Source organism: Streptomyces fuscigenes, assembly GCF_021556455.1.
GTDB classification, from domain to species: Bacteria; Actinomycetota; Actinomycetes; order Streptomycetales; family Streptomycetaceae; genus Streptomyces; species Streptomyces fuscigenes.
Window position 1 is genome coordinate 1 of the sequence record NZ_JAKGCV010000275.1, and the last position, 7,544, is coordinate 7,544.

The 7,544-nt window shown below is 72.0% G+C and carries 3 protein-coding genes; all 3 read right to left on the reverse strand.

Going from position 1 to position 7,544, the window contains the following annotated elements; all coding sequences use genetic code 11:
* Window positions 1-60 precede the first annotated feature (60 nt).
* Window positions 61-1,521 (reverse strand): glutamate synthase subunit beta, encoded by a 1,461-nt coding sequence (locus L1885_RS19765; protein ID WP_235798495.1) that lies wholly within the window; start codon window positions 1,519-1,521, stop codon window positions 61-63.
* Window positions 1,514-6,073 (reverse strand): glutamate synthase large subunit, encoded by a 4,560-nt coding sequence (gene gltB / locus L1885_RS19770; protein WP_235798496.1) that lies wholly within the window; start codon window positions 6,071-6,073, stop codon window positions 1,514-1,516. Before gltB ends, L1885_RS19765 begins: the two co-directional genes overlap by 8 nt.
* A 455-nt stretch (window positions 6,074-6,528) precedes the next feature.
* Window positions 6,529-7,257, reverse strand: a complete 729-nt coding sequence (locus L1885_RS19775) for a VIT1/CCC1 transporter family protein (RefSeq protein ID WP_235798497.1) — start codon at window positions 7,255-7,257, stop codon at window positions 6,529-6,531.
* Window positions 7,258-7,544 lie beyond the last annotated feature (287 nt).

Sequence of the window (7,544 nt, forward strand, 5' to 3'; positions counted from 1 at the left end):
GTGCGGCCCGGCCCGGCGGCCGGTGCCGCGTGGGCGCCGCCGGGGCGGGGCCCCAGTGTGTCAGACGACGAGGGCGCGGTCCGTGGGCCGGATCGGCGCGTGCAGGTCGCTGGCGCCCGTGAGGTAGCGGTCGACGGCGCGGGCCGCCGAGCGGCCCTCCGCGATCGCCCAGACGATCAGCGACTGGCCGCGGCCCGCGTCGCCCGCGACGTACACGCCGGGGACGTTGGTGGCGAAGTCGTCGTCGCGGGCGATGTTGCCGCGCGCGTCGAGCTCCACACCGAACTGCCCGACCAGCCCGTTGGCCTGGTCCGTGCCGGTGAAGCCCATGGCGAGCGTGACGAGCTGGGCCGGGATGACCCGCTCGGTGCCCTCCAGGGAGTTCAGCCTGCCGTCCTTGAACTCGACCTCGACGAGGTGCAGCGACTGGACGTTGCCTTCGTCGTCGCCCTCGAAGTGGGTGGTGGAGACCGAGTACAGCCGCTCGCCGCCCTCCTCGTGCGCGGAGGTGACCTTGTAGAGCATCGGGAAGGTCGGCCAGGGCTGGCTCTCCGCCCGCTCCTCGCCCGGCCGCGGCATGATCTCCAGCTGCGTGACGGACAGGGCGCCCTGGCGGTGCGCGGTGCCGACGCAGTCGGCGCCGGTGTCGCCGCCGCCGATGACCACGACGTGCTTGCCCTCCGCGGTGATCGGGGAGACCGTGAGGTCGCCCTCCTGCACCTTGTTCGACAGCGGCAGGTACTCCATGGCGAAGTGGATGCCGTTCAGCTCGCGGCCCGGGACGGGCAGGTCGCGCGAGACGGTCGCGCCGGCGGCGACGACGATGGCGTCGTAGCGGCGGCGCAGCTTCGCGGCGTCCGTGTCGCGGCCGACCTCGACGCCGGTGCGGAACTTGGTGCCCTCCGCGCGCATCTGCTCCACGCGGCGGTTGATGTGGGACTTCTCCATCTTGAACTCGGGGATGCCGTAGCGCAGCAGGCCGCCGATGCGGTCGGCGCGCTCGTACACGACCACGGTGTGCCCGGCCCGGGTGAGCTGCTGGGCGGCGGCGAGGCCGGAGGGCCCCGAGCCGATGACGGCGACGGTCTTGCCGGACAGCCGCTCGGGCGGCTGCGGGGTGACGTCACCGGTCTCCCATGCCTTGTCGATGATGGAGACCTCGACGTTCTTGATGGTCACGGGCGGCTGGTTGATGCCGAGCACGCACGCGGACTCGCACGGCGCGGGGCACAGCCGGCCGGTGAACTCCGGGAAGTTGTTGGTGGCGTGGAGCCGCTCTATGGCGGCGTTCCAGTCCTCCCGGTAGGCGTAGTCGTTCCACTCGGGGATGAGGTTTCCGAGCGGGCAGCCGTTGTGGCAGAACGGGATGCCGCAGTCCATGCAGCGGCCGGCCTGCTTGCTGACGATGGGCAGCAGGGAGCCGGGGACGTAGACCTCGTTCCAGTCCTTGACGCGCTCGGCGACGGGCCGGGTCCTGGCGACCTCGCGGCCGGTGGTGAGAAAGCCCTTCGGGTCAGCCATGGGTCGCCGCCTCCATCATCTTCTCGGTGGTCTCGGTCTCGGAGAGTCCGGCCAGCTCGGCGGCGTCCTTGGCGGCGAGCACTGCCTTGTACGTGGTGGGGATGATCTTCGTGAACCGCTCGGCGGACGACTCCCAGTCGGCCAGCAGCTTCGCGGCGACGGTGGAGCCGGTCTCCTCCTCGTGGCGGCGCACCACGTCGTGCAGCCACTGGCGGTCGGTGTCGTCGAGGGGGCCGACGGCGGACAGGTTGCCCGCGTTGACGTTGTCGGCGTCGAGGTCGATGACGTAGGCGATGCCGCCGGACATGCCGGCCGCGAAGTTGCGTCCGGTCGGGCCGAGGACGACCGCGCGGCCGCCCGTCATGTACTCGCAGCCGTGGTCGCCGACGCCCTCGGTGACCACGGTGGCGCCGGAGTTGCGCACGCAGGTGCGCTCGCCGCTGCGGCCGCGCAGGAACAGCTCACCGCCGGTGGCTCCGTAGGCGATGGTGTTGCCGGCGATGGTGGAGTACTCGGCGAGGTGGTCGGCGCCGCGGTCGGGCCGCACGACGACGCGGCCGCCGGACAGGCCCTTGCCGACGTAGTCGTTGGCGTCGCCTTCGAGGCGCAGCGTGACGCCGGAGGGCAGGAACGCGCCGAACGACTGTCCGGCGGAGCCGGTGAACGTGATGTCGATGGTGTCGTCGGGCAGGCCCGCGCCGCCGAAGCGCTTGGTGACCTCGTGGCCGAGCATGGTGCCGACGGTGCGGTTGATGTTGCGGATGCCGATCTGCGCGCGCACCGGCTGGGCGGCCTCGGCGCTCTCGGCGCCGAGCGCGTCCGCGGCGAGGCGGATCAGCTCGTTGTCGAGGGCCTTGGCGAGGCCGTGGTCCTGCTCGACGGTGCGGTGGCGCACCGCGCCGCGGCCGAGGACCGGCACGTGGAACAGCGGCGCCAGGTCCAGGCCCTGGGCCTTCCAGTGGTCCACGGCCCGCTCGGTGTCGAGGAGTTCGGCGCGGCCGACGGCCTCCTCCAGCGTGCGGAAGCCGAGTTCGGCGAGGAGTTCGCGGACCTCCTGCGCGATGAACTCGAAGAACTTCACCACGTACTCGGCCTTGCCGGAGAAGCGCTCGCGCAGCACCGGGTTCTGGGTGGCGATGCCGACGGGACACGTGTCGAGGTGGCACACGCGCATCATCACGCAGCCGGACACGACGAGGGGCGCGGTGGCGAAACCGAACTCCTCGGCACCGAGCAGCGCGGCGATGACGACGTCGCGGCCGGTCTTGAGCTGGCCGTCGGTCTGGACGACGATCCGGTCGCGCAGCCCGTTGAGCAGGAGGGTCTGCTGGGTCTCGGCGAGGCCGAGCTCCCAGGGTCCGCCCGCGTGCTTCAGCGAGGTGAGCGGGGAGGCGCCGGTGCCGCCGTCGTGGCCGGAGATCAGCACGACGTCGGCGTGGGCCTTGGAGACGCCCGCCGCGACCGTGCCGACGCCGACCTCGGAGACCAGCTTCACGTGGATGCGGGCCGCGGGGTTGGCGTTCTTCAGGTCGTGGATGAGCTGGGCGAGGTCCTCGATGGAGTAGATGTCGTGGTGCGGCGGCGGCGAGATGAGGCCGACGCCGGGCGTGGAGTGCCGCGTGGTGGCGACCCACGGGTAGACCTTGTGGCCGGGCAGCTGGCCGCCCTCGCCGGGCTTGGCGCCCTGCGCCATCTTGATCTGGATGTCGTCGGCGTTGACGAGGTACTCGCTGGTGACGCCGAAGCGGCCGGAGGCGACCTGCTTGATCGCGGAGCGGCGCTCGGGGTCGTGCAGCCGGTCGGTGTCCTCGCCGCCCTCGCCTGTGTTGGACTTGCCGCCGAGGCGGTTCATCGCGATGGCGAGGGTCTCGTGGGCCTCGCGCGAGATCGACCCGTACGACATGGCGCCGGTGGAGAACCGCTTGACGATCTCGGAGGCCGGCTCGACCTCGTCGAGCGGGATCGGCTCACGCTCGGAGCTGATGTTGAACAGGCCGCGCAGCGTCATCAGCCGCTCGGACTGCTCGTTGACGCGGTCGGTGTACTTCTTGAAGATGTCGTAGCTGCCGGAGCGGGTGGCGTGCTGGAGGCGGAAGACGGTCTCCGGGTCGAACAGGTGCGGCTCGCCCTCGCGGCGCCACTGGTACTCGCCGCCGATCTCCAGCTTCCGGTGGCTCGCGGAGATGCCGGAGGCGGGGTAGCCCTTGGCGTGCCGGGCGGCGACCTCCTGCGCGACGATGTCGAGGCCGGCGCCGCCGATCTTGGTGGCGGTGCCGTGGAAGTAGCGGTCGACGAACTCCTGGTCGAGGCCGACGGCCTCGAAGACCTGCGCGCCGCGGTAGGACGCGACGGTGGAGATGCCCATCTTCGACATGACCTTGAGGACGCCCTTGCCGAGGGCGTAGATCAGGTTGCGGATGGCCTGCTCGGGCTCCAGGCCCTCGATGAAGGTGCCGGCGCGCACGAGGTCCTCGACGGACTCCATGGCGAGGTACGGGTTGACCGCGGCGGCGCCGTAACCGATCAGCAGCGCGACGTGGTGGACCTCGCGGACGTCGCCCGCCTCGACCAGCAGGCCCACCTGGGTGCGCTGCTTGGTGCCGATGAGGTGGTGGTGCACGGCGGCGGTGAGCAGCAGCGACGGGATCGGGGCCTGCTCGGCGTCGGAGTGCCGGTCGGACAGGACGATGATGCGCGCCCCGCCCTCTATGGCGGCGTCGGCCTCGGCGCAGATCTCGTCGATGCGGGCGGCCAGCGCCTCACCGCCGCCCGCGACCCGGTAGAGGGCGGAGAGCGTGGCGGCCTTCATGCCCGGCATGTCGCCGTCGGCGTTGATGTGGACGAGCTTGGCGAGCTCGTCGTTGTCGATGACGGGGAAGGGCAGGGTCACGCTGCGGCAGGACGCGGCGGTCGGCTCCAGCAGGTTGCCCTGGGGGCCGAGCGAGGACAGCAGCGAGGTGACGAGTTCCTCGCGGATGGCGTCCAGCGGCGGGTTGGTGACCTGCGCGAACAGCTGCGTGAAGTAGTCGAACAGCAGCCGGGGCCGGGCGGAGAGCGCCGCGATCGGCGAGTCGGTGCCCATGGACCCGATGGGTTCGGCGGCGGCGCGGGCCATCGGCGCGAGCAGGACGCGCAGCTCCTCCTCGGTGTAGCCGAAGGTCTGCTGGCGGCGGGTGACGGAGGCGTGCGTGTGCACGATGTGCTCGCGCTCCGGCAGGTCGGACAGCTCGATCTCGCCGGCTTCCAGCCACTCCTGGTAGGGGTGCTCGGCGGCGAGGGTCGCCTTGATCTCGTCGTCCTCGATGATGCGGTGCTCGACGGTGTCGACGAGGAACATGCGGCCGGGCATGAGGCGGCCCTTGCGCACGACCTTGGCCGGGTCGATGTCGAGGACGCCCACCTCGGAGGCGAGGACGACGAGGCCCTCGTCGGTGACCCAGTAGCGGCCGGGGCGCAGGCCGTTGCGGTCGAGGACCGCGCCGACCTGGGTGCCGTCGGTGAAGGAGACGACGGCGGGGCCGTCCCAGGGCTCCATCATCGTGGAGTGGTACTGGTAGAAGGCCCGGCGGGCCGGGTCCATGGCGTCGTTGTTCTCCCACGCCTCGGGCACCATCATCAGCACCGAGTGGGGCAGCGAGCGGCCGCCGAGGTGCAGCAGCTCCAGCACCTCGTCGAAGGTCGCGGAGTCGGAGGCGCCCGGTGTGTTGATCGGGAAGATCCGGTCGAGGGCGCCGTCGCCGAAGAGGCCGGAGGCGAGCTGCGACTCGCGGGCCCGCATCCAGTTGCGGTTGCCCTGGACGGTGTTGATCTCGCCGTTGTGCGCGACGAAGCGGTACGGGTGGGCCAGCGGCCAGCTCGGGAACGTGTTCGTCGAGAACCGCGAGTGCACGAGGGCGATGGCGGTGGCGAACCGGGGGTCCGAGAGGTCCGGGAAGAAGGGCTGCAGCTGCTCGGTGGTGAGCATGCCCTTGTAGACGACGGTGCGCGCGGACAGCGACGGGAAGTAGATCCCGGCCTCGCGCTCGGCGCGCTTGCGCAGCACGAACGCCTTGCGGTCCAGCGCGATGCCGGTGCTGGCGTGGTCCGTGACGAAGAGCTGCCGGAAGATCGGCATGGTGGCGCGTGCGATGAGGCCGAGCGTCGCGGGGGCGACGGGCAGCTCGCGCCAGCCGAGGACGGTCAGGCCCTCCTCCGCGGCGATGGCCTCGACGGCCGTGACGCCCTCGTCGGACTCCTCGGCGGGCAGGAAGGCCGTGCCGACGGCGTACGCGCCGGCCTCGGGAAGATCGAAGCCGGCGACCTCACGGAAGAAGGCGTCCGGGACCTGCAGCAGTATTCCGGCGCCGTCGCCGGAGTCGGGCTCGGAGCCGGTGGCGCCCCGGTGCTCGAGGTTGCGCAGGACGGTCAGCGCCTGCTCGACCAGCTCGTGGCTGGCATCGCCGGTGAGGGTCGCGACGAAGCCGACGCCGCACGCGTCGTGTTCGTTGCTCGGGTCGTACATCCCCTGCGGGGCGGGGCGACCGTCCATGGGCGACCAGGCGTGGGAACGCATCGGCTCTCCCGTCGTCGTCGTGGCATATGCAAGTACCGAGGGACGACGTTGGCCCTCCAAAGAAATTTCGTGCAGGTTACATGATGGGGTTCTTCTCAAAAAGCGGAAGATTCTATCCAGCATGCGGACACCTCGGGGGATGCCCGCTTCGGTCCCGAGGTGACGGGCTCCCAGGGCGGACACACGGTGTGCCGGACAGTGCGGCGGCTGTCCGGGGGCGCGGGCCTCATTGCCCGCGGCGCTAACGGGTCATGCCCCGGGATCGCGGAGCCGAAACCGCCGTGTAACAGGTGCGTACGATGCGCCTGCCCAGTTTCGCACCCCGCCGCGCGGCACGCCCAGGGACGTAGGGCCTCTCGTTCGGATCGTGCCGGGCTGGCGTGCCCCGGCACCGCGCCTCGCGGCGTTGTCGCCGGTCACCGCGGCTCCGGCCCCGGGCACTCCCTGGACGCTCCCTAGACGGAGGCCCCGATGACGGTCCCGAGGCCGTACGTGAGGGCCGCGGCCGCCCCGCCCAGCGCGAGCTGCCGGACACCGCTGAACCACCAGGAGCGGGCCGTCACCCGGGCGACGAGCGCGCCGCAGGCGAACAGTCCGGCGAGTGCGAGGGCCACCGCGGGCCACAGCGAGGTGGCGCCCAGCAGGAACGGCAGGACGGGCAGCAGCGCGCCGACGGCGAAGGAGCCGAACGAGGAGACGGCGGCGACGGCGGGCGAGGGCAGGTCGTCGGGGTCGATGCCGAGTTCCTCGCGGGCGTGGATCTCCAGGGCCTGCTCCGGGTCGGCGGACAGCTGCTCGGCGACCTGGCGCGCGAGGCCGGGCTCGACGCCCCGTGACACGTACAGGGCGGCCAGCTCGTCGAGCTCGTCGGCCGGGTTGCGGCGCAGCTCCGCGCGCTCGACGGCCAGCTCGGCCTCGACCAGCTCCCGCTGCGAGGCGACGGAGGTGTACTCGCCGGCCGCCATGGAGAACGCGCCGGCCGCGAGCCCGGCGAGCCCGGTGACGACCACGGTGTGCGTCGAGACGTCACCGCCGGCGACGCCGGTCATCAGGGCGAGGTTGGAGACCAGGCCGTCCATGGCGCCGAACACGGCGGGGCGCAGCCAGCCACCGGTCACGTCGCGGTGGGTGTGGTTGTCGCGGTGGGCGTCGTGCAGCGTCGCGTTCGCCTCGAAGACAGCCATGATTCCGTTCCCCTTCCCGTGGGCGGGCAGCCCGGTTCCGTACGGAGCCGACGGCCCCTCCCGCACTCGAAACTACGCACGGAAACCGCCCGCCGCCAGCAAGGAAGGCCGTACTTACCGCAGGTCAAACGGGTACGGACCGGACGAGTGGGCGCCGGTCGGTGAGGCGTGTCACGCTCCGGGGCGGCGGCGCCGGCCCCTCGGGCCGGCTCCGGGCCGGGCCCGCGGGGACACTCCCCCGGCGGTCCTCGCCTGCGATGGCGCGGCCCCGTCCGCGGAGCGCGGCC